The 22,811-nt window shown below is 47.3% G+C and carries 16 protein-coding genes; 2 read left to right on the top strand and 14 right to left on the bottom strand.

Annotated elements, in window-relative coordinates; genetic code table 11:
* Positions 1–139 precede the first annotated feature (139 nt).
* Positions 140–2,290 carry a M3 family metallopeptidase gene (locus tag L5M28_RS02550; RefSeq protein WP_263202360.1) on the bottom strand — a complete coding sequence of 717 codons (2,151 nt, stop codon included), beginning with the start codon at positions 2,288–2,290 and terminating at the stop codon, positions 140–142.
* A gap of 203 nt (positions 2,291–2,493) precedes the next feature.
* Positions 2,494–4,593 (bottom strand): multiheme c-type cytochrome, encoded by a 2,100-nt coding sequence (locus L5M28_RS02545; RefSeq protein ID WP_105252040.1) that lies wholly within the window; start codon positions 4,591–4,593, stop codon positions 2,494–2,496.
* A 541-nt stretch (positions 4,594–5,134) separates the two neighbouring features.
* Here L5M28_RS02545 and L5M28_RS02540 point away from each other — a divergent pair.
* On the top strand, positions 5,135–5,731 hold the full coding sequence (locus L5M28_RS02540) for a thymidine kinase (protein ID WP_263163494.1): 597 nt from the start codon (positions 5,135–5,137) through the stop codon (positions 5,729–5,731).
* A gap of 369 nt (positions 5,732–6,100) precedes the next feature.
* Positions 6,101–9,178 carry a transglycosylase domain-containing protein gene (locus L5M28_RS02535; RefSeq protein WP_263202358.1) on the top strand — a complete coding sequence of 1,026 codons (3,078 nt, stop codon included), beginning with the start codon at positions 6,101–6,103 and terminating at the stop codon, positions 9,176–9,178.
* A gap of 148 nt (positions 9,179–9,326) precedes the next feature.
* Here the strand turns inward: L5M28_RS02535 and L5M28_RS02530 are convergent, their stop codons facing one another.
* The 12 genes from L5M28_RS02530 to L5M28_RS02475 form a co-directional block, all read right to left on the bottom strand.
* Positions 9,327–10,544: a PQQ-dependent sugar dehydrogenase gene (locus L5M28_RS02530; RefSeq protein WP_263202357.1), complete on the bottom strand. Its 1,218-nt coding sequence runs from the start codon at positions 10,542–10,544 to the stop codon at positions 9,327–9,329.
* A gap of 170 nt (positions 10,545–10,714) precedes the next feature.
* Positions 10,715–11,473, bottom strand: a complete 759-nt coding sequence (locus L5M28_RS02525) for a sulfite exporter TauE/SafE family protein (protein WP_263181603.1) — start codon at positions 11,471–11,473, stop codon at positions 10,715–10,717.
* A 191-nt stretch (positions 11,474–11,664) separates the two neighbouring features.
* The gene (locus L5M28_RS02520) at positions 11,665–11,982 is read right to left on the bottom strand and encodes a cytoplasmic protein (RefSeq protein WP_263163490.1); all 318 of its coding nucleotides are present in this window, start codon (positions 11,980–11,982) and stop codon (positions 11,665–11,667) included.
* A 38-nt stretch (positions 11,983–12,020) separates the two neighbouring features.
* Positions 12,021–12,623 (bottom strand): DJ-1/PfpI family protein, encoded by a 603-nt coding sequence (locus tag L5M28_RS02515; RefSeq protein WP_113940987.1) that lies wholly within the window; start codon positions 12,621–12,623, stop codon positions 12,021–12,023.
* Between the two features lie 136 nt (positions 12,624–12,759).
* Positions 12,760–13,782: a hypothetical protein gene (locus tag L5M28_RS02510; RefSeq protein ID WP_263163489.1), complete on the bottom strand. Its 1,023-nt coding sequence runs from the start codon at positions 13,780–13,782 to the stop codon at positions 12,760–12,762.
* Between the two features lie 572 nt (positions 13,783–14,354).
* Entirely contained in the window at positions 14,355–15,011 is a 657-nt protein-coding gene (locus L5M28_RS02505; RefSeq protein ID WP_006082325.1) for a 3-oxoacid CoA-transferase subunit B, read from the bottom strand.
* 127 nt (positions 15,012–15,138) lie between these two features.
* Positions 15,139–15,843 (bottom strand): CoA transferase subunit A, encoded by a 705-nt coding sequence (locus L5M28_RS02500; RefSeq protein WP_263163487.1) that lies wholly within the window; start codon positions 15,841–15,843, stop codon positions 15,139–15,141.
* 87 nt (positions 15,844–15,930) lie between these two features.
* The gene (locus tag L5M28_RS02495) at positions 15,931–16,854 is read right to left on the bottom strand and encodes a hydroxymethylglutaryl-CoA lyase (protein WP_263163485.1); all 924 of its coding nucleotides are present in this window, start codon (positions 16,852–16,854) and stop codon (positions 15,931–15,933) included.
* Between the two features lies 1 nt (position 16,855).
* Positions 16,856–18,919: an acetyl/propionyl/methylcrotonyl-CoA carboxylase subunit alpha gene (locus tag L5M28_RS02490; protein WP_263202356.1), complete on the bottom strand. Its 2,064-nt coding sequence runs from the start codon at positions 18,917–18,919 to the stop codon at positions 16,856–16,858.
* Complete coding sequence (locus L5M28_RS02485; protein ID WP_263202354.1) at positions 18,919–19,788, bottom strand: enoyl-CoA hydratase-related protein; 870 nt, start codon at positions 19,786–19,788, stop codon at positions 18,919–18,921. Before L5M28_RS02485 ends, L5M28_RS02490 begins: the two co-directional genes overlap by 1 nt.
* A 43-nt stretch (positions 19,789–19,831) precedes the next feature.
* Positions 19,832–21,439 carry a carboxyl transferase domain-containing protein gene (locus tag L5M28_RS02480; protein WP_263202352.1) on the bottom strand — a complete coding sequence of 536 codons (1,608 nt, stop codon included), beginning with the start codon at positions 21,437–21,439 and terminating at the stop codon, positions 19,832–19,834.
* A 116-nt stretch (positions 21,440–21,555) separates the two neighbouring features.
* A complete protein-coding gene (locus L5M28_RS02475) occupies positions 21,556–22,725 on the bottom strand; it encodes an isovaleryl-CoA dehydrogenase (RefSeq protein ID WP_263202351.1) in 1,170 nt (389 codons plus the stop codon).
* Between the last annotated feature and the right edge of the window lie 86 nt (positions 22,726–22,811).

Genomic DNA, 22,811 nt, shown 5'->3' with positions numbered 1-22,811 from the left:
AATTGAAACCTTTCACTGCAAACGTTCACGACAAATAAGTCAAAATAAATCAGCCAGCATTATGCTGGCTGATTTTTTTGGTTAAGGCTGAGTTTGTTTTTATCTCTAGCTTATCGCATTAAGGCTATCAACTCTTAGCTTAGCGTGCTTGATCTAGACCGCGGCGTTTAAGTAAGCCTTCTGTGGTTGGCTCTTGTCCGCGGAAGTTTTTGTAGGCGTCCATTGGCGCTATGCTATTACCCACTTCACGGATCGTTTTGCGGTACTTCATGCCGATTTCACGATTGAGCCCGCCTTGGGTTTGTACATAGGCAAACGCATCCGCCGCTAAAATCTCACTCCACATATAAGCGTAATAACTTGCCGAGTAACCGCCGGGGAAGGCGTGGGCAAAATAGGTCGACTTATAACGCGGAGGTACGGCACTGATGTTTAAGCCGTGCTTTTTCAAAGCATTGGCTTCAAATGTTGGTACATCTTGCAGCGGGGTATCTGGGGTTAATGAATGCCATTCCATGTCTACTAATGCAGCGGCCATGTATTCCAGAGTGTCAAAGCCTTGGTTGAAGCTGCCAGATTTCAGCAGTTTTTGCAGCAGTTCATCGGGAATGGGTTTGCCTGTTTCATAGTGTTTCGCGTAGTTCGCTAACACTTTTGGATGGGCGGCCCAATCTTCTTCAAACGTCGATGGAAATTCGACAAAGTCGCGTGAAACCGAGGTGCCCGCCAGACTTGGATAAGTCACTTTAGAGAACATGCCGTGGGTGCCGTGACCCATTTCATGGAACATAGTAGTGACTTCGTTATAGCTGACGAAGGTGGGTTGACCTTCGGGCGCTTTCTTTATGTTCATCACGTTGACGACCACAGGTTTAGTGCCTTCGAGGAAGGATTGACCGACGAACGAACTCATCCAAGCGCCACCACGTTTACCTTCACGGGCAAAATAGTCGGCGTAGAAAATGGCCATGCTTGAGCCATCGGCATCAAACATTTCGTAGGCTTTCACATCGGGATGGTAAACCGGTAAATCTGGGCGTGGTTTTAAGGTGACGCCATAGAGTTCTTTGAGTGTGTAGAATACGCCGTCTTCGAGCACACGATTAAACTCGAAGTATGGGCGAATGCTATTGGCATCGAGGGCGTATTTTTCTTGGCGAACTTTTTCTGCGTAAAACTCCCAGTCCCACGGTGCCAGTTCAAATTTCCCACCGGTTTTAGTGATCATCGCTTGAATGTCGGCCGCTTCTTTCTCTGTGTTAGCAACTACCGCAGGCACCATTGAGCCAAACATGCTGTAAACCGCTTCGGGTGTTTTGGCCATTTGCGGTGCTAATCGATAACTTGCCCAGTTTTCATAGCCTAATAGTGTTGCGCGCTCGGCTCTGAGTTTCGCTAAACGAGATACGAGTGACGCAGTTTCGTTTTCACCAGTTAAGCCACGGTTCGCTGAGGCTTCCCAAATACGCTGGCGTAGCTCACGGTTTTCCAGTGATGCCAACACAGGTTGGCGAGTGGTGTTGGTGATGTTAATCAGATACTTGCCATCGTGACCGGCCGCTTTGGCATCGTTCGCGGCTGAAGTGATTTCACCGTCGGTTAACCCAGCAAGTTCACTTTTTGAATCCACCACAACGGCGATTTCTTTGGTTAAGCGTAATAAACGCTGAGAGAACTCATTCGTTAGTGTTGATTGTTCTTCATTTAACGCGCGGATTTTAACTTTTTGTTCATCGGTAAGTTTAGCCCCAGCCATGATAAAGCGTTGGTGATATACCTCAACCAAACGTACTGCTTCTGGGGTTAATCCTAAGTTGGTGCGGTCGTTATAGATGGCTTCGATACGGGAAAATAGCGCTGGGTTTAAGTTGATATTATCTGAGTGGGCCGCCATTTTTGGCGCCATTTCCCCTTGGATTTTACGCAGTTCTGGATTGCTATTCGACCCTGCTAAATTATAAAACACGCTTGATGCACGGTTGAGTAGGGCGCCGCTTTTCTCCATAGCCACAATCGTATTATCGAAGGTTGCTGCTGCCGGATTATTGGCTATTGCGAGAATTTCTTGATACTGCTCTGCCATGCCTTGCTCTAAGGCTGGCGAGAAGTGCTCATTCTTTATGAGGCTAAAATCGGGTGCTTGATATTGCAGGTTACTGGCTTGGAACAGCGGGTTTTGGGTTGGTACCGAGATAACGTTAGGTGCTTTAGTTTCTGTGCTGCTGCAACCTGCCATGAATCCGGCGGTGAGAGTGGCGCCGATGGCGATGGCAATAAAACTTTTACGCATAATTGAGTGACTTCCTTTGAATTGTTGTTTTTTTAGGACTGTAACGTTAGTAACTTAAATAGGACTGAAAATGGCTTGTTATCGGGAATGTCTAAGTAAAAAAGGAGCCTCGCATTAGCGAGACTCCTTTGGCTATTTCCTTGCAGGGAAAATAGGTACCGCTTTTTACTTACTTCTTAATCACGCGATGATGAGATGATTAATTAGCGAGTAAACTTGTGGTATTTATCAATACCAGAACTTCTACCTGTGTCATGACATACTGCACAGGATTCAGAGGTCGGTTGTTTAAACCAGTCAGCAACCTTTGGTATGCTGATTTCACCACCGTTGCTTGCCATATGCGCCTTAGCTGAATCGCTAGTGTGGCAGGCATAACAGTTAGCGGTGACTGGACTTGTCATTTTGCTACCTGGTTCAGCGATGTATTGATTTGGCACTTTGCTTAAATCAATCGCTTTTTCATGACAGGCAACGCAGCTAGTAGAGGCTTCAATCGCGCCTGCACCGTTAGCGGTTTGCGCTTGAGTTCCATCAGCTTTAACTTCACCGACTTTAGCGCCATTACCCCAGTGCCAGCTGTGCACCATAGGACCAAAACCTGCGCCTAAGGCTGCTGAAGTACGTTCCATGCCGTTGTCATGGCAGGCGATACAAGCTTTACCACCTTCATCGAAGGCACCATTTTTGTGGAACGCAGTGGCATCGTTGTGACAAGTAGTACAGCTGTTAGTACTCGCTATCTCACGACGTTCGAAGCCAGAGACCTTTTGAGTGGTGACAGGGTTAACGACATCTGAGTAAGCCGTAAAGGATATGCCCATAGAACCATCATAACCTGTCGCTCTTAGGTTGCCATTACTTTGGTAGCGTTGCTTACCATCATATTCCATCCAACCAGCGGTACTGAATGTCACGCGGGCAGAATAAACATAGTTAGCATTCACTGCGCTGATATCTGTCAGTAAATGACAGATATTTTTAGTGCCGTCAGTGTTGTAACCATAGTAGTAGTTAGTACGGTTACCTGGGCGACCCACTAAGCTGCCATTTTCATAGGAATGTAAATAAGCGCCCGCATAAACTACGGGTTTCTTAGCGTCATATACTAGCGGGCTAGAATAGTTAAAGTTGTCTTTAATGCTAAAGACGTTACCATCGGTGTCTTTCACTGTCAGCGTTGTACACCAGCCTGGGGCGGTTACTGCAGCCGCAGCACCTGTCGGCGCATAGTGGTCTGTCTTGGTAGAAATATCATCTACTTTAACAGGTGTTGATAGACTCAATTTATACTTAGCGCGAATCGCTTGGCGTTCGGTTATACCCGCTTTGCTTTCGTGCATAATGCGCAGATCCGCACCATTACTTGGGATAATAGCCCCTGGTACGCCACCACTGTCATGGCAATCAATACAACCTGGTCCAGCTACGTTGATGTTTTTAGGTGCTTCAACGTGACAAGATGTACAGTTTTGTACTGAAAAGTCTTTAGTAAAATCTTGGTGATTGATATGACCAATTTTAGATAGGGTGTTTGTCGCATAGCCACCCGTAGAGAAACCTTCAGCATTGACAACTGCGCGGCTGACTGAGCCGTGACACACTAAACAGCCTTCCACGAAAGTGACTTCGCTGTCCATGCCGGTAGCGACATAGCTTGCATGACGACGAGGGCTTGTTGAATAGTCGATATGGCAAGAGTAACAACTATCAGTTGTGGTTGAATGGGTGCCTTCAGGTTTGTTAACGACCAGAGGTTTAGAGGTCGCAATACCATTATTACCACCGACACGTAACCAAACGATACCTTCAGTACTTGGATTAACCCCTTTCATTGGTACTTTAAATTGGTAATGACCATCAGCTAAAGCGGTCAATTCAGCGCCGACGGTTGCTTGAGTTGCTTCACCGCCAATATGGACGTTATCTGCAACACCATTTTTATCAGCTTCGGTGCGGTTAGTGATGAAGCCTTTATCTGTTAGTGCAGCCACTTTGGCTTGAGCATTTAACAGTCCGTTGATTAGGTTATTGTTTTCATCTGTAATTTCAAATTCGTAAGTGATACTGCCTTCGCCAAAGCTATAGTTGATCACTTTGACGTTAGTCATAGTAGAACTGGTGACAGGGGGCGGTGTTCCAGGCTCACCGGGTGTTCCAGGTTCACCGGGTGTTCCAGGGATACCGGGCGTTCCTGGTGCTCCATCTACACCATCTTTACCATCATCGCCACAGCCAACAAGGGCGCCAGTTAGTGCTAAGGCAACTAAATATGCCAGTTTTCTAGAGGTGAAAATTCTCATCATAATCTCCATTTGATCCAATATGCGAATAAAGGACGGAGTGGAGCACTAAAGTTTGCAGGGTAGATTAGTGCTTTGACCGTTGGTCTCAATTTGCAAGCTATCGAATACTTTTCTTTTTTTAATTGAGCACGTTTTGTCTCGAATGAAATATTACTGTTAACGCTATGTTTGTTTTTTGAGCGCAAGCCCATTTATACCTATTACTTTGGAGGTAGATCGCACTTTTTAAATTTAACTTTTACTAATTTTTCCTTACGAAACAACATTTAAGTTTCAGTTAAGCTTTCATTAACAATTGAACGGCATCGGGACGTTTTTTATGTTTTTTGCAGGGAAGAGTATTAAATGAAGTGGACTAGAAATATTTCAGGAGGCGATTGGGGATTAAAATGATTGATAAGTTGGTGTCATTGCAGAATTTCATGATAAAAGCTTAGCGGCTGCTAGTGTTCTGATGTGAAGCGCAATGTTAGACTAGCGCTCAATTTGGCTCTGGTAGCAGACGCGTAAGCGCTAACGTTTTTAAAGGGTATAAGTCTTGGCTCAATTGTATTTTTATTATTCGTCTATGAACGCGGGTAAATCCACTTCCCTATTACAGTCATCCTATAACTACCGTGAACGCGGTATGAATACTTTGGTCATGACAGCCTCCATAGACGACAGATATGGCAAAGGTAAAGTGGCCTCGCGTATTGGCATTGAAACCGAAGCACAGGTATTTAGTAGCCAAGATGATTTGACTCAAATGATTAGCGATGTGCATCAAGCCACGCCATTAAGCTGTGTGCTGGTGGATGAGTGTCAGTTTTTGAGTAAAGAACAGGTTAAGCAGCTGACGCATGTGGTCGATAATATTGATATTCCTGTACTCTGCTATGGCCTAAGAACGGACTTTCAAGGCGAACTTTTTAGCGGCAGTCATTATTTATTAGCCTGGGCCGATAAATTAGTTGAGTTGAAGACTATTTGTCATTGTGGGCGTAAGGCTAACATGGTGGTGCGTCTTGATGGTGAAGGCAAGGTGATGCGCGAGGGTGAGCAAGTGGCGATTGGCGGTAACGAAAGTTACGAGTCTGTCTGTCGCAAACATTTTCGTGAATTTATCTGGGATGCGCATGAATATGTGGGATGAGGCTTCGTTAATCGCGTGTGATTATTGAGCGACTCATTCTTTTTATGCGACTTAAATTAGTTCGTTTTGTTTTTAAGTCATACTGTCTGTTGCCTTAATCGCTGAAAATACCTTGATATCAACAAATTAATATTTGGCAAAATGTACTATCAGCTTAACATTAGTATTGATTAGTGGCGGTTGTGGGTCACAGGCACCCTTCTTTACAGTGAAGTTAGGTTTGATAAAGTGTGGAACATAATGGGTACTAAGACTAATTAATAGAGCCGGATAATGGCTAGATGAGTTTGATATCTTGCTTTACTGAGTGGCAACGGATTTGCTGAGTTGCATGAAAGATGAATATTTTAGTGTTTTTTTGGAGCTGTTTTGCCTAATTCCACATCAGAGATGAAGTTCGAAAATTATCGTCCTCGTCCACCACAACCTGAGCCTAAAGCTAAGGTTAAGCCGCCGCGTAAAGCCAGATCAAAGGGCAGGGTCTGGTTCTTATTTTTCATTCTGATTTGCTGCGCTGCATTGCTGATTGGACTTGAGGTTAAAACTTCGTTTTATCAAGCAAAATTTATCAATCAATATGCTAAGACGCTCACCTATGAATTAGAAAGCTCACCGAGCCAAGCGGTTATTTATCCTAGTTATGGTCCTTTTGATGAGCGACATGGCTACAGTAAGTTACCTCAATATATTGATAGGTTATTGCAACGGAATTTTCAGGTAACGCAACAAGTGGCGTTTTCGCCAGCGTTGCAGGAATACGCTCAACTTGGATTTTTTCCACCTTACCATGAAAAGGCCCAATCTGGGTTGACGCTGCTCGATTGCCGCAATACCGATTTATACGAATTTGCCTATCCTAAACGGGTTTATCAGGACGACGATAAGATCCCCAATGAAATCGTTAATACTTTACTGTTTATTGAAAACCGCGAGTTATGGACGACGGAAGAGAAACTCAATCCTGTGATCGACTGGCCACGTTTTGTGGTGGCAGGCATGAGCCAAATTGCTGAAATGGTTGGTATGAATGTCTCTACCGCGGGTGGCAGTACACTCGCGACTCAGATTGAGAAATTCCGCCATTCTTCCCAAGGTTTAACCTTGAGTATTAAGGATAAGTTACTGCAAATTGGCTCGGCCAGTGTGCGCGTGTATCAACAAGGTGAAAACACTGAACCTGCTCGTAAGCGCATCGTTCAAGATTATCTGAATACCGTGCCATTATCTTCGGCGCCAAATCATGGCGAAGTTCATGGTATTGGTGATGGATTGTGGGCGTGGTTTGGTACCGATTTCGATACTGCAAACAAGCTGTTAGCATCGCCGCAGATCAAAGGTAATGCCACCAAGCGCGGACAAGTATTCCGACAAGTGGTAGCCTTGATGATCGCCCAACGTCGTCCGTCCTACTATCTATTACAAGGTCATGAAGATCTTGAAAACTTAGTCGATAGCCATATCCGTTTACTCGGCCAGTATTATTTGATTGATCGTGGTCTACGTGATGCTGCACTCGCGCAGAAATTGCAGTTTAAGGTCGCCAAGCCGCAACGTAATACCCAATCTGGCGCAGATAAGGGCGTGAACACAGTTCGCATTCGCACCGCAGGCATGTTAAATGTGGGGCTGTATGATTTAGACAGGCTCGATTTGACGGTCAATAGTAGCTTACACAGTGACTTACAGCAGAAAGTCAGTCACTACTTACGCAGTCTGGCGCAAGTGCCTACCGCGGAGCAAGTGGGTCTGCTTGGCGAACGGTTACTCGACCCAAGCCAACTGCAAAACGTGCTGTATAGCTTTACGCTTTATGAGCGCACTGATACCGCCAACCGAGTTAGAGTGCAGACGGATAGTACTGATCAGCCTTTTGATATTAACGAGGGCAGCAAGTTGGAATTGGGCTCAACCGCTAAATTGCGGGTGATGGCGACCTACTTAGAAATCATTGCCGAGATCCACGACAAGTATTCCAAGAAACATGGGATTGAATTGGAATCCATCATTATCGAACCAAGGGATCATTTAACCCGTTGGGCGATTGATTACTTGATTTTGAATCCCGACAGACGTTTAGATCGCATGTTAGATGCGGCGTTACAGCGAGAATATTCGGCCTCAACCAGTGAACAATTTTTTACCGGTGGCGGGTTGCATGTATTTAATAACTTTAAAAAAACAGAAGATTTAAAAACGCCAACACTTTACCAAGCCCTGCAGGATTCGGTTAACTTGCCGTTTGTGCGCCTCATGCGCGATATCGTGAATTACAGCAGTAGTATGCAAAACGAGGGCAATATGGCCCAGTTGCTGCGTAATGATAAAGATCCGCGCCGTGACGAATATCTGCGGGTATTTGCTGATAGAGAAGGTAATACCTTCGTTACTAAGTTTTATCGCAAGTACAAAAAAGTGGCTGCGAATGAGCGTTTCGACATGTTTTTTGACGGTTTGTCCCAGTCGGAGCAGCAGTTGACGGCGGCGTATCGCTATTTACTGCCCGATGAACCTATGGCGGCATTTAAGGCTTTCTTGAAGCAAAGATTGCCACAGGTAAGCTATACCGATGGTCGTATTAAGAGCTTATATAACAAGTACGGTCCGGATAAATATAATTTGCCAGATCAAGGCTATATCGCACGGGTGCATCCCTTGGAATTGTGGGTGCTGGATTACCTTAATCATAATCCTGATGCCAACTTGAACGATGTTAAGCAGGCGAGTGAAACACAACGTCAAGAGGTTTACCGTTGGTTGTTTAGGACGCGGCATAAAAACGCCCGTGACGTACGAGTGCAAGTGATGCTTGAAGTTGAAGCCTTCCTTGACATACATCAACGTTGGGCGCGTTTAGGTTATCCCTTTGATTCTATGGTGCCATCCTTAGGCTCAGCACTGGGTAGCTCGGGTGACCGACCCGCAGCCTTAGCCGAGCTGATGGGCATTATTCAAAACGACGGCTATCGTTTGCCCACAGTGCGTATCAATCAGCTGCATTTCGCCGCAGATACGCCCTATGAAGTGAGATTGCAGAATCAGAACACCCAAGGTGAGCGGGTAATGCGCCATGAAGTAGCACAAGCCTTAAAAGCAGCGCTGGCGAACGTAGTGCAAAACGGCACCGCACGTCGTTTAAAGGGCATTTTTACCGATGAAAAAGGTGGCATGTTAGCTATAGGCGGGAAAACCGGCACCGGTGATAACCGTATTGTGACTCAGATGCAGCAAGGTAAAAAAGTGGCGACTACGGCGATGAACCGCACCGCGACATTCGTGTTTTATCTAGGTGACAAATACTTCGGTACTTTGACCGCCTTCGTGCCAGGCAGTAAATCTGATGATTTTAGTTTTACTTCGGCGCTGCCATTGCAGGTGATGAAGGGCATGATGCCTATTTTAGCTCCCTATGTACAAACCGAGCAGGGCATGTGTGTGGTGAACGAATAAAGGCATGAATTAATAAGTGCCACGCCAACGACAAAGAGTGTTCCTGATCAACACTCTTTGTCGTTTTAAGGCTTAAATTATCTATCGATTGAGTTTATTGCTGTGGTTAACATGGTTTAGTTAAAGCACTGTGATAAAAGTGCAGCGATTAAGATTGCTTCGGCGATAACTGGTAAATTTTTGATTTAGCTTCATCGGTTACGAGATAAATCAGTCCATCTGGCCCTTGTACTACTGAACGCAATCTTTGCCCTAATTCAGTTTTCAGCAGCCGCTCTTCTTTAATTATCTTGTCGCCATCAAGCACTAAACGCACCAGTGTTTTTCCCTTTAGGCTGGCGAGTAACAGATTATTTTGCCACTGTGGAAATTTATCACCTGTGTAAAACATAAAGCCCGCCGTGGCAATCGAGGGAACCCATTTGTAGACGGGTTGCTCCATTCCCGCCTTATGGGTGCCTTCGCCGATTTTGCCGCCGCCATAATTCTCACCATAGGTAATCACTGGCCAGCCATAGTTTTTAGCCGCTTGGTCGATATTGAGTTCATCGCCGCCCTGGGGGCCATGCTCGCCCGTCCACAATACTTTGCTGGTGGGATTAATGGCCGCGCCTTGCATATTGCGATGACCGATAGACCAGATCTCGGGTAAGGCGCCAACCGTATTGGCGAAGGGGTTATCCTTAGGCACTGAGCCATCGGCATGAATACGCACCACTTTGCCTAAATGATTGTCCAATGTTTGTGCGCTATCTTTTTCACTATAGCGATCGCCGAGTGTGATAAACAGTGTGCCGTCAGGCGCCCACACTAAACGAGATCCAAAATGGTGACCGCTGTTGATTTTGGGGTGCTGACTAAAAACGCGGGTGAGATTTTCAAGCTTGTTACCATTGAGAGTGGCAAAACTGACCGCTGTGCTATTGAGCTCGCTTGCATCACCTTCAGCGGGTTCTGAATAACTGAAATAGATTTTTTTGCTGCTAGCAAAATCTGGCGCAAGCACGACATCAAGTAAACCACCTTGACCTTTGGCATACATAGGCGGTAAACCCGTTAAGGGTTCACCCACTTTGCCTGCGGTGCTGACAATGCGCATTCTGCCAGCGCGTTCAGTCACGAGCATGCTGCCGTCGGGTAAAAATGCCATGCCCCAGACATTTTCTAACCCTTGGGCTATGGTTTTTACCTGAATATTACCCGTTTCCGTTTTGACGCTAATGGTCGCTGCGCTAGCGGTTTCGGTGTAAATAGCCGGTGAGCATGCAATAAGACACAGGGCAAGATTTAAGGTGCTGAGCTTCAAGGTCTTTGGCATTAATTTACTCAGTCTCAAGGTACTCAGCTTCAAGGTCATCAGTTTCATCGCTATCCTTAATCACACTGTTCTCCTATAGGATGGATCAGAGTAACAAGTCAGTCACATAAGGGCAATTTATCGGTGAGACCTTGTATCGAAAACTCGCCTGTCCAGCTGTTATGAGCTTAAGCTTCACAAATCAAAAGTCTAACGTATGAAAACTAACGCATGAAAAACTAGCGCATGAAAAAGCCTAAGGCCATCGCTAAACCGACGATCACAATAAAGCCGCGTAGCAAGGGCTGTGAAATATGGTAGGCCAGCGCCGCCCCCACATAACCACCGACAATCGCCATAACGGCAAGCAGCAACAGATATTGCCCATCGATCACATTGCCCGCGGCATAAACCACAACGGCGATGGCGGTGAGCAGGGCTGAAATCAGATTTTTAAGTCCGTTCATCCCATGTAGATTGGTTTGCCCCATCAGGCCAAAACTTGCGAGTAGTATGATGCCTAAGCCACCATTAAAATAACCGCCATAGATACACACAGCCGACAGCATTATCAGTGCCGTTATCGGACTTAACATTGGCGTAGAGGTGTTTTCGCCTTGCTCAGCGATTCTTCGTTTGAGCAACCAAGGGCCAACAATAAAGGCCGCGGTGGCCAGTAGAATCAGCCAAGGGATCAGCTTTGCGAAGACTTGCTCGCTGGTGGTCAGCAAAATACCCGCGCCAATACTGCCGCCAATTAAAGCAATTAAGATCAGATTCTTAAGGCTAAGACTCGCCGGATATTCGATATCCTTTCTAAAACGCCATGCGCTGGCGATATAACCGGGCAGCAGCGCGGCTGTCCCCGTGGCATTCGCCGCAATCGGTGGAACCCCGACAAACACTAACGCTAAAAGGGTAATAAAACTGCCACCACCGGCAACTGCATTGAGCATGCCGCCTAAAAAGCCTGCGAGTGCAATAATAAGCCAGTCCATAGATACCGCTCCTTTGGACAATGAGAGAGATAAACAGAGCGCTAAAAATGTGTCTGTTATTATGAGTCAATCTAAGCACTCACCCTAACAGGATGATTTCGATATTGAAAGTCGCGTAATGATTCGTTACATATCGCCATTCGTGAAGGTGAAGATATAGGATGAGTGAGCAGGCTTTTACTTGCTTAGTGCTAGGGTACTTGATCCCAAATACCAGACATAAAAATAACCGCTGCTATGGCTTCACTTTGCTCGGTAAAAACATCTTCTCCCCAACAGTTTTGTCCACGTTCTTGGTAATAAACATGAAAGGTACTGAGCATAGGTGTTCGAATGCAATACCAACCATCGAAGGTATTCTTAGCAAAATGCACCCAATGCTGCGCATCAGCAGTTTGGATTTGCTGAATGAGTAATTCATTTTGCGATAGCAAAGCCACAAGCTCATTCGGGGTGGTTATTTGATGCTCGGCTTTTATAGCCTCGAGAAGATTTTTAAGTTTTATCATGGGATCCTTTTCATTCATCGAGAGTATCTACATCACTTTTAACGAATGGCCGCGGAGATGGAGGATTGGATTAATGCTTCAAAAATATCTGTTTGCCCGGCAGGAATAAGCTGCCTGTGAATTTCGCGGCGTTTCGCACTGTCGAATAAACGCTCCGCAACCCAACCGGTTAAATAGAGTGAGGAAAGGCAGCCACCCGCAGTGGCAATATTGCCATTAATCACGAGGGCGCAGTCTTCTACATCGACGCCCATGGCAACTAGGGCAGGTTTTGCATCGGGGTGAGTCGTTGCTGAAAGATTGTCGAGTAGCCCTAATTTGGCAAAGAAGAATGACCCAGCGCAGATACTGCCAAGCAATTGTCGTGTGGGATCTAATTTAAGGGCGGACATAAACTCAGTATCAGCAAGTGCCGCAGGTACGCCTTTGTAACCACTGCTGAATAATACCACGTCGGCATCAGCGACTTCGGCCACATGACCATCGGTTGCAACCGTCATCCCCAAGCTTGATATGTGGCTAGGTTTGGTCCCGAGTACTTTTACTGTCCAATCGGTTTTTGTACGGCCGAGAATATCGCGCATTAAGAAGAAATCGATATCGGTAAATTCATCAAATATCACAATCGCAATCTGGTACATAAGCTTTCCTCTGGCTTGTATTGTGGATGACTTAAGGCTTGAATACGCTCAACCTTAAGCCTTGGGTCCTCAATATTAATAGAATCATAATTTTATTGGTTATCCATTTTTTATGAAAATTTGGTTAATCAAAATCTTAACCAGCACTAAACGATGGCAGTCGCTTGGCGAAAATAGCATGGGCATCAAAATCTTGGCTTTGCATTCTGGTTAATGTGTTGGTTAACACCTCATCAGCAGCATCTTCAATCCGCTGTATCCCTAACGTTGCAACATAATCACTAAATGATGTGGATACTTGTTCAAACAAAGCTGTGATCTCGCCAAAGGCTGGATGACTGAATTGTGGGTTAGGCAAACCCCTAAGGGATCGCAGTTTCAGCAGCATTAACGCTGTCAATGGTAAATATGTGTGCGGTCCACCATTGAACTCAAAAAAGCACTTTTTATCCCCAATAACTGCTTGTTCTACCTGATGATCACACAGGGTTTGCAGCATAGTGCTGATGAATTCGATATCCTGTGTGTCCCAGTTATCTAAAAATGGCGCATAGGGGAAAGGAGCCGTTTTTCGCAGTGTCACTTGCACTTCCGTGGCAAAAGGCGGCTCAATAACGCCCAAATAGCGCCCATACAGCAGCACCAAAAAATCGCCTATAAAACTGTGGGAGCGAATTATCCAGCCTGAGCGCCAAGCCATTGCGTTGGCATAATACAGCTCGTCGGCCTCAGTCTTAAGCCCTGAAAAAAGCATCAGCACCAGCCTGAATACATGGGTTGTATCCCAACTAGCATTAGTAAAACCACCGGTGTTTTCAACCGCAGTGCAGTATTTGTAATAGTCTATGGCGGTATCAAAATAGCCGTAAGCGAGCGAATGCAGCAGCGGTGCCGCCTCGAGCTTGCCTGATTCAATATACGTAAGTTGTGCCGCAAGATTCCAATGGCATTCAGGTACTGCGAACTCAGATCCAAATAACTCCCACTGGCGAAAATCATCAGGGTAATCAATATATGCTTTTAATCTCTCGAATTTTTCCGCTATCCCAGTATCAATATAACCAGTCAACAAATACTGGTTGTATTCAAACACGTTTTTTGGATAATCGCGCATCAGCTTGCGGCTTCGGCTGCGTTTATTGAGAAACTTATCTAACATTCTGTGTATCCTTTTTACTTAGCTGGCGTCAAGTTTACCGTAACGGCGCTAAATATGACTATCTGTAGCATTTTTGAAGCAAGCATTAAGCGACTCCGTTGTAGCGATGGTGAACACACATTCGCCAGCAAAGAACCTTACTAACATTTGGTGTTATCAGTTTAATGCGCGACATTGTTCATTATTGAATATGCTGGGATGGGGAGTAAACCGCACTCTTGCGTTGGCGACCATCGGAAAAAGGGACTTTTTCGTTGAGCCCCCAAGGATGGGTTTACGGCGTGTCGCCAGAGCATTAGTGCTGTTTATGGCGATAAGCTCTCAAAAAGTACCTAGACTGCAAAAGCTCACAAAAAACAAGGTTTGTAGTGAACAAGCTGGTGGTGAATTTTACTCATGGTTCCCCGTTTTCGCGGGGATGACAAAAGCAACAAGGCCCAGAATCATTTTCTGGGCCTTGTTGGTATCGTAAAACGTCGGTTAACGCTCAAAACTCTTTAGGCTAAAGCTTTCAAACTAACTTGAGTTTCAACCTTAGCCGCTATACGTTACTTGCGCATTTTAGAGAACGCTTAAAACACCATTTCTGGTACATGCTCTGGCACGATTAATTTGCCGGCGGTTTTGCTGACGATTTCTTCGACGCTGACGCCTGGCGCGCGCTCTAACAAATGAAATGCGCCATCTTTGATTTCGATAAAGGCTAAATCTGTGACGACGCGTTTAATGCAGCCGTAACCGGTTAGTGGCAATTCGCACACGGGTAGCAGCTTAGAATTGCCGTATTTATCGGCGTGCATCATAGTCACGATAATGTTTTCGGCGCCCGCGACTAAATCCATCGCGCCGCCCATGCCTTTGATGAGTTTGCCGGGGATCATCCATGAGGCGATAGAGCCATTCACATCGACTTCAAAGGCGCCGAGTACGGTTAAATCCACATGGCCGCCACGGATCATGGCAAAGCTTTCCGCCGATGAAAAAAATGAAGCACCTTTCACTGCGGTAACGGTTTGTTTACCCGCGTTGATTAAATCGGGATCTATGGTGTCTTCGGTAGGGAATTCGCCCATGCCAAGTAGACCATTTTCCGATTGCAGCATGACTTCCATGCCGCTCGGAATATAGTTAGCGACCAGTGTGGGAATGCCGATGCCAAGGTTGACGTAGTAGCCGTCTTTTAATTCTTTGGCGACGCGCTGAGCCAGTTGTTCTCTTGATAATGCCATGATATCTATCCTTTCTATTTGGCTTTGACGCTTTGGTCTTTACTCTTAGGTTTTTACCCTTAGTTTTTACTTTAGGGAGCTAAGTGCCAATTGCGTTAACTGTGTTTCAAGGTTTTGCCAGCGCCTTTTATTTCGCGGCTTTTACCGTGCGCTGCTCGATACGTTTCTCGAACGTGCCTTGAATAACGCGGTCAACATAGATGCCCGGCGTGTGGATATGATCTGGGTCTAGCTCGCCCGGCTCAACAATAAACTCGGCTTCAACCACAGTGATTTTGCCCGCGGCCGCCATCATAGGGTTAAAGTTGGCTGCGGTTTTACGGAACACCAAATTACCCATGGTATCGGCTTTCCATGCGCGCACTAAGGCAAAATCTGCGGTCAGCGATTCTTCTAACACGTAATGGCGACCTTTGATTTCGCGGGTTTCTTTGCCATCAGCGACTGGCGTGCCGAAGCCTGTAGCGGTGAAAAATGCCGGAATACCTGCGCCGCCTGCGCGGATCTTTTCCGCCAGCGTGCCTTGGGGCGTTAAAATCACGTTCAGTTCGCCAGAGAGCATTTGCTGTTCAAAGGTGGCATTTTCACCCACGTAAGAGGCGATCATAGTGGCGATTTGGCGATGTTTTAACAGTAAGCCAAGGCCGAAATCGTCAACGCCAGCGTTATTTGATATCGCCGTTAAGCCGTTAACGCCCATCTTAACCATTTGATTGATTAAGCCTTCTGGAATGCCGCATAGGCCAAAGCCGCCGACCATAATGGTCATGTCGTCCGATAAGCCTGCTAACGCTTCTTCATAGCTGCTGACGACTTTATTGAGTCCTGCCATTGTGATGTCCTTTTATGCTTTAGAAAACGCGCGGGAAATAACGCGCGTTTTTAATAACGGTTGTTGGTGTCGTTAATGGTTTTTGTTTTATTTTGCTAACAGGGCAGTGGCCACTTTCGAACCGTTGTTGCGATTCAACTGTGTGCTGATCGCTTGCCCAGCTAACGCGAGTTTTTGTAAATCGATACCCGTTTCGAATCCCATGCCGTGCAGCATATACACTAAGTCTTCGGTGGCAAGATTGCCCGATGCGCCTTTGGCATAGGGGCAACCACCAAGACCCGCAACCGAGGAGTCAAACACCCGCACACCTAAGTCTAAGCAGGCTAAAATGTTGGCTAATGCTTGGCCATAGGTGTCGTGAAAGTGTAGCGCCAGTTTTTCGACTGGGACGCGCTCAGCCACAGTTTGCAGCATTCTACGGGCTTTTTGCGGCGTGCCTACACCTATGGTGTCGCCAAGCGATATTTCGTAACAGCCCATTTTGTAAAGGATTTCAGACACACGGGCCACTTCACTGACCGCTATCTCACCTTCATAGGGGCAGCCGAGCACACAGGACACATAGCCACGCACTGGGATATTGTGTTTTTTTGCTAATTTCATCAAAGGGATAAAGCGTTCAATCGACTCTTCTATCGAGCAGTTGATATTGCGCTGACTAAAGCTTTGTGAGGCGGCGCCAAATATTGCCACCTCACTCGCTTTTGCATCCAGTGCCAGTTCAAAGCCTTTAACGTTGGGTGTGAGAGCGCTATACACCACGCCGCTTTGACGCTGTATTTGCTTGAGCACATCGGCAGAATCGGCCATTTGTGGCACCCATTTAGGTGACACAAAGCTGCCGGCTTCGATACGCTTAAGCCCCGCACCTGCCAGCGATTCAATCAAGGCGATTTTTGCTGCCGTCGGCACGGCGACTTCGTTTTGCAGGCCGTCGCGTGCGCCCATCTCGAAAATGCTGACCGTGTCTTTGGCGTGTAGACTTTGGCTCATATTGACGAAAGACATCTTAGGCTTCCTTGGTCGCAGTGGGCTCAGCCTCAATCCCATTTAATGGCGCTAGGTTTAACGGCTCTACGTTAAGCAAGGTTGCGCCATCGGTTACTAGCTCGCCCGCCTTAAAGTAGAACTCAGTGACTATGCCGTCAAAGGGGGCTTCGATGGTGTATTCCATCTTCATGGCTTCCATCACCAGCAAACCTTGGCCCGCTTTAACTTGTGTGCCGATATCGACTAAATGGGTCACTACCGTACCGTTCATGGGCGCTTTTAACTTGTCAGCATTACTGGCTTGTTCTTCGACCACTAAAGTTTGCACTGCTTTGAAGTGGTAACTGCCAGAGGATAAAAACAGTGTAAAGTCATCACCTTGGGCACTTACTGGCACTTTACTCTTATGGCCGTTGATTTCGGCGAGCAGTAAGTCTTGTTTCAGCTCGCCATTTAGCAACCAATCTTGACCGTGCAGTGGCAACTGATACATGCCGCCTAAATCGAGCATCACTAACTGTTGCAATTCATGGGCGTCATCAAGTAGGGCAATATTGTGTTGGCTGCAACTGTTGAGTCTAAAGCCGCTCACTTGACCCCAAGGTGAGTAAGGATCGGCGCTGTTGATCGCTTGCGCTTTGGCGGCTTCTTTACGGGCAAGCACTTGATACAGCGCGGCAAAGGCAAGCGCAGTGTCGGCTTCGCTTGAAGCTGTACCAATTAAGGTGTCGCCATAACGGCCAATAAAGTCAGTGCTAAAGTCGGCATTGGCAAACGCTGGGTGCTCGGCAATGTTCGCCAAAAACTCAATGTTGTGCTTAAGACCGCTGATTTGATAAGACTCTAGGGCATGCACTAAACGTTGCAGGGCGCGCGGACGCGATTCATCCCAGACGATAAGCTTGGCAATCATAGGATCGTAGAAGTTACTGATCACATCGTTTTCACGAATGCCCGAATCGATACGCACATATTTACTTTGCTCGGGTTCAAGCAAAAAGTTGAGCTTACCGCTGGCGGGTAAAAACTCATTTTGCGGATCTTCGGCGTAAATACGCACTTCAAAGGAGTGGCCGTGAATACGCACTTCATCTTGCTTAAGGGGCAGTGGCTGACCGCTGGCGACCAGCAATTGCCATTTGACTAAATCTTGGCCTGTGACCATTTCAGTAACTGGATGCTCAACCTGCAGACGGGTGTTCATCTCCATGAAATAGAAGCTATTGTCCGTATCTAACAGAAACTCTACCGTTCCCGCGCCAACATAATCGATGGCTTTAGCTGCCGCGACGGCCGCATCACCCATTTGGGCGCGCAGTGCATCGCTTAAGCCTGGTGCTGGTGCCTCTTCGACCACTTTTTGGTGGCGACGTTGAATCGAGCAGTCGCGATCCGATAAGTAAATCGCGTTACCAAAGGTGTCGGCAAACACTTGTACTTCGACGTGGCGCGGCTGGCGTAAATAACGCTCCATCAATAACTTATCGTTACCAAAAGAAGAGGCCGCTTCACGGCGCGCCGAGTTAACGGCTTCCATGATTTCGCCTTCATTCTCGACGATACGCATGCCTTTACCGCCGCCACCATAAGCCGCTTTAATCAGCATAGGGAAGCCGATTTTCAGTGCCTCCGCTTTTAAGGTCGCATCGGTTTGGTCATCGCCGTGGTAACCCGGCACTAAGGGCACGTTTGCCGCCGTCATAATAGATTTGGCGGCGCTTTTGCTGCCCATGGCATCGATAGCATCACTGCCTGGGCCAACAAATGCGATGCCTGCGGCTTCACATTTACGGGCAAAGTCGGCGTTTTCAGATAAGAAACCATAACCTGGATGAATGGCTTGGGCGCCCGCTTTTTTGGCGATGTCGATAATCAAATCGCCCTTTAAATAGGAGTCTGCCGGCGCACTGCCGCCTAAATAGAAGGATTCGTCGGCCATGGCGACATGGCGCGCTTCTTTATCGGCATCGGAATATAGGGCAACGGTGCGAACACCCATGGCATGGGCGGTTTTGATGATGCGACAGGCGATTTCACCGCGGTTAGCAATCAATAACTTAGTAAACATGTGCTTGGTCAACATCAAAGGGCTCCTTGGGTATCACTTGGCTTTTGCATGGGCTTGGAGGGCGTTGAGTGTGCTTGTTGCCAGTTAGGCTGACGTTTCTCAAAAAAGGCGTTTAAGCCCTCTTGGCCCTCGGTTGATACCCGAATGCGGGCGATACGCTCGCTAGTGTAATCAATGGTGTTTTGGTCTATCACGCCGTTTTCAAGATGCGACAGCAGTGTTTTTACCCACGCCATGCCTTGCGGGCTATTGGCAAGTAGCGCGTCAATCATAGGCTTTGCGGCGGCGTCTAAGTCATCGCTGATCTCATGAATGACGTTAAGTTTTAATGCGGTTTCTGCACTAAAACGCTCGGCGGTCAGCATGTAGCGGCGCGATGCACGATTCCCCATGGCGCGGGCAACATAAGGGCTAATTACTGCTGGAATTAATCCGAGTTTTACTTCGCTCAAGCAAAAGCTGGCGCGCGTCGTGGCGATAGCGATATCACAGGCGCAAATCAGCCCCAGTGCGCCGCCAAAGGCTGCACCTTGCACTAGTGCAATGGTGGGCTTAGGAAAGGTATCAAGATCCTGCATCAGTTTTGCTAAGGCTTTGGCATCATTTAGATTTTGCTCAAAGTCCATTTTGGCTTGTTTGCGCATCCAATTGAGATCGGCACCAGCGCTGAAGTTTTTGCCGTTCGCTTTGAGTACAAGCACTTGGCAATCCTTGTGCTCAGCAAAATAGCTAAGGACGCTAATCATCTCGCTAATCATCACTTCATCGAAGGCGTTGTGTACTTCTGCTCGGTCAAGAATAAGCTCGGCAACGCCGTTATTGAGTGAGTAACTCACGTGCTGCAAGTTGCTTAATTCCTGTGGCGTTATTGGTAAATTTGTCATAACTGTTTCCCTATCTTATTGATTTGCTGTGTATACGTATGGTTTACATACGGAACACACCAAAGCGGGTGTCTTCGATAGGGGCGTTTAACGCTGCTGATAGGGCAAGGCCGACCACATCGCGGGTTTGCGCTGGGTCAATAATGCCGTCATCCCATAAACGGGCGCTGGCATGATACGGATGACCTTCTTTGTCGTACTGGGCGACAATCGGCGCTTTAAAGGCTTTCTCATCCTCTAATGACCAATCTTCGCCTTTACGGGCTAAACCGTCGCGGCGCACTGTGGCGAGAACGCCAGCCGCTTGCTCGCCGCCCATCACAGAAATACGGGCGTTAGGCCACATCCACATCATGGTCGGTTCGAACGCGCGGCCACACATGCCGTAGTTACCCGCGCCATAGCTGCCGCCGATAATCACAGTAAATTTAGGCACATTGGCACAAGAAACCGCGGTTACCATCTTAGCGCCATGTTTCGCTATGCCTTCGTGTTCGTACTTTTTACCCACCATAAAGCCGGTGATGTTTTGCAGGAACAGCAGCGGAATTTTGCGCTGGCAGCACAGTTCAATAAAGTGCGCGCCTTTTTGCGCTGACTCAGAGAACAGAATGCCGTTGTTGGCGACAATGCCGACAGGATAGCCGTGAATTCGGGCAAAACCGCACACTAAGGTTGCGCCATAGTTGGCTTTAAATTCATCAAAATCAGAATCATCGACGATACGGGCGATCACTTCTTTGACATCAAATGGCTTTTTCAAATCAGTGCCGACAATGCCATACAGTTCGCTAATGTCGAACTTTGGCGGTTTGACTGGGCTTAAGAGTGATTTGATTTCTTTTTGATGATTCAGGCGTGATACCGCGCGGCGGGCAAGCTCCAGCGCGTGCTCATCGTTTTGGGCTAAATGGTCCGCCACACCGGAAATTTTGGTGTGCACTTCGGCGCCGCCCAGTTCTTCGGCGCTGACTTCTTCGCCAGTGGCCGCTTTCACTAATGGCGGGCCCGCTAAGAAAATTGTGCCTTGATCTTTAACGATAATAGATTCATCCGCCATGGCGGGCACATAAGCACCACCTGCGGTACATAAACCCATCACCACTGCAATTTGGGGGATGCCTTTGGCGGACATTTGCGCTTGGTTGTAAAAGATACGGCCGAAATGGTCGCGGTCTGGGAACACTTCATCTTGGCGGGGCAGGTTAGCGCCGCCCGAGTCGACTAAATAAATACAAGGCAAGTGACAACGGCTGGCAATATCTTGGGCGCGAAGGTGTTTTTTGACGGTAATCGGGTAGTAAGTGCCGCCTTTCACTGTGGCGTCGTTGGCGATGATCATGCATTCCACGCCACTCACACGGCCGATACCGGCAATAATGCCCGCTGCGGGCACTTCTTCGTCGTAGACTTCAAACGCCGCAAATTGCGACAGTTCTAAAAAGGGTGAACCTGCATCGAGCAGCTTTTCAACCCGTTGACGTGGCAGTAATTTACCGCGAGATAAATGACGCTCCAGCGCCACAGGGCCGCCACCGAGTTCGATTTTATTGAGTTTAGTTTTAAGATCGGCCACTAGGGCGGCCATATCGTCGGATTTTGCTTTAAATTCATCGCTACGGGCGTTGATACGACTGCTTAATTGCGTCACTTTGATTGTCCTTATAAAGCGGAAACTCGGTATCACCTTGCTCGAATGGGTGGCGCAAACTGTAAGTTACAGTGAGGTGCTACCCATCCACTTGTGAGAGATTATTTAAACTCGCGTTATTTCGACTCATTGAACAGTTCGCGGCCAATCAGCATGCGGCGAATTTCTGAGGTGCCGGCGCCGATTTCATACAGCTTGGCATCACGCAGTAAGCGGCCTGTGGCGTATTCGTTGACATAGCCATTGCCGCCTAGCAGTTGAATTGCATCCAGTGCCATTTTGGTGGCGAGTTCTGCGCTATAAAGAATGGCGCCTGCGGCATCTTTACGGGTGGTTTCACCGCGATCGCAGGATTTTGCCACGTTATAGACATAGGATTTAGCGGCATTCATACCTGTGTACATGTCGGCTAACTTGCCTTGCACTAGTTGGAATTCACCAATCGATTTACCAAATTGCTCACGCTCGTGGATGTAAGGCACAACGATGTCCATACAGGCATTCATGATCCCCAGCGGACCGCCAGACAGTACGACACGCTCGTAATCGAGGCCGCTCATCAGCACTTTTACGCCGTTATTGAGGCCGCCTAAAATGTTTTCTTCTGGTACTTCTACATCTTCAAACACCAGTTCGCAGGTGTTAGAGCCGCGCATTCCGAGTTTGTCGAGCTTTTGCGCTTGGCTAAAACCTTTCGAATCACGTTCAACGATAAAGGCGGTAATACCGTGTGCGCCTTTGGTTAAGTCGGTTTTCGCGTAAATGACATAGGTGTGTGCATCTGGACCGTTAGTGATCCACATTTTGTTGCCGTTTAAGATGAATCGGTCGTCTTCTTTACGGGCATGCAGCTTCATCGAAACCACGTCAGAACCCGCGTTTGGCTCACTCATGGCCAGCGCGCCAATATGCTCACCGCTCACCAGTTTTGGCAGATATTTGGCTTTTTGCGCTGCGTTACCATTACGGTTGATTTGATTGACACATAGGTTGGAATGGGCGCCGTAACTTAGGCCGATAGAAGCGGATGCGCGGGAGATTTCTTCCATTGCGACGACGTGGGCTAGGTAGCCCATGTTCGCGCCGCCGAACTCTTCGGGTACCGTTACTCCGAGCAGTCCCATTCCTCCAAGCACAGGCCAAAGTTCATTGGGAAAGGCATTGTCGTGATCCACTTTCGCGGCAATTGGGGCGATTTCATTCGCGGCAAAATCCTGCACTGCATCGCGCAGCATATCGACGTCTTCGCCTAGGCCAAAATTCAGACTTGTGTAGAGAGAGTTCATTGCTTGTGTCCTTTCAGATGTTCTAATTTCAGATTGTTATAGTTTTTATGATTTTTAGGTGCTTGAGTCTTTTAAATCTTGTACTT

The sequence above is a fragment of the Shewanella sp. SW32 genome (genome assembly GCF_025653365.1).
In the GTDB taxonomy this organism is placed as follows: domain Bacteria; phylum Pseudomonadota; class Gammaproteobacteria; order Enterobacterales; family Shewanellaceae; genus Shewanella; species Shewanella oncorhynchi.
Note: the sequence above shows the minus strand (reverse complement) of the source record. Positions and strands in the feature narration are given on the sequence as shown.

What these genes read in the sequence shown, in the direction of transcription:
- L5M28_RS02550 (WP_263202360.1), bottom strand. Translation starts at nt 2,290, where the DNA reads ATGCGTAAAAGTTTTATTGCCATCGCCATCGGCGCCACTCTCACCGCC.
- L5M28_RS02545 (WP_105252040.1), bottom strand. Translation starts at nt 4,593, where the DNA reads ATGAGAATTTTCACCTCTAGAAAACTGGCATATTTAGTTGCCTTAGCA.
- L5M28_RS02530 (WP_263202357.1), bottom strand. Translation starts at nt 10,544, where the DNA reads ATGAAACTGATGACCTTGAAGCTGAGTACCTTGAGACTGAGTAAATTA.
- L5M28_RS02525 (WP_263181603.1), bottom strand. Translation starts at nt 11,473, where the DNA reads ATGGACTGGCTTATTATTGCACTCGCAGGCTTTTTAGGCGGCATGCTC.
- L5M28_RS02520 (WP_263163490.1), bottom strand. Translation starts at nt 11,982, where the DNA reads ATGATAAAACTTAAAAATCTTCTCGAGGCTATAAAAGCCGAGCATCAA.
- L5M28_RS02515 (WP_113940987.1), bottom strand. Translation starts at nt 12,623, where the DNA reads ATGTACCAGATTGCGATTGTGATATTTGATGAATTTACCGATATCGAT.
- L5M28_RS02510 (WP_263163489.1), bottom strand. Translation starts at nt 13,782, where the DNA reads ATGTTAGATAAGTTTCTCAATAAACGCAGCCGAAGCCGCAAGCTGATG.
- L5M28_RS02505 (WP_006082325.1), bottom strand. Translation starts at nt 15,011, where the DNA reads ATGGCATTATCAAGAGAACAACTGGCTCAGCGCGTCGCCAAAGAATTA.
- L5M28_RS02500 (WP_263163487.1), bottom strand. Translation starts at nt 15,843, where the DNA reads ATGGCAGGACTCAATAAAGTCGTCAGCAGCTATGAAGAAGCGTTAGCA.
- L5M28_RS02495 (WP_263163485.1), bottom strand. Translation starts at nt 16,854, where the DNA reads ATGTCTTTCGTCAATATGAGCCAAAGTCTACACGCCAAAGACACGGTC.
- L5M28_RS02490 (WP_263202356.1), bottom strand. Translation starts at nt 18,919, where the DNA reads ATGTTGACCAAGCACATGTTTACTAAGTTATTGATTGCTAACCGCGGT.
- L5M28_RS02485 (WP_263202354.1), bottom strand. Translation starts at nt 19,788, where the DNA reads ATGACAAATTTACCAATAACGCCACAGGAATTAAGCAACTTGCAGCAC.
- L5M28_RS02475 (WP_263202351.1), bottom strand. Translation starts at nt 22,725, where the DNA reads ATGAACTCTCTCTACACAAGTCTGAATTTTGGCCTAGGCGAAGACGTC.